This is a genomic window from Opacimonas viscosa, assembly GCF_024199005.1.
Classification (GTDB): domain Bacteria; phylum Pseudomonadota; class Gammaproteobacteria; order Enterobacterales; family Alteromonadaceae; genus Opacimonas; species Opacimonas viscosa.
In genome coordinates this window covers 1-246 of sequence record NZ_JANATA010000271.1, presented here as the reverse complement: position 1 = coordinate 246, position 246 = coordinate 1, and the positions used below count along the sequence as shown (strand labels likewise).

The window sequence follows — 246 nt, the reverse complement described above, 5'->3', positions numbered from 1 at the left end:
AACACTGTCTTCTTAAATCTATCACTAACAAAGGCGAGATAAGAATTCGATGAACTTTACCATCAGCCGGGAAAATTTCTTACAACCACTGCAACTAGTGTCTGGTGCGGTTGAAAGACGTCATACACTGCCGATACTGTCTAATGTACTTATTAAGGTTAGTGAAGGCGCACTATGGTTAACCGGTACAGATTTAGAGGTGGAGCTCATCTCTAGTGTTAAATTAGAGGGTGATTTTGCCGAAGG

1 pseudogene is annotated in these 246 nt (G+C 41.5%); it reads left to right on the top strand.

The window, feature by feature from the left end:
* Nucleotides 1-49: 49 nt before the first annotated feature.
* A pseudogene (locus NLF92_RS13560) lies at nucleotides 50-246 on the top strand (DNA polymerase III subunit beta); the annotation flags it as partial.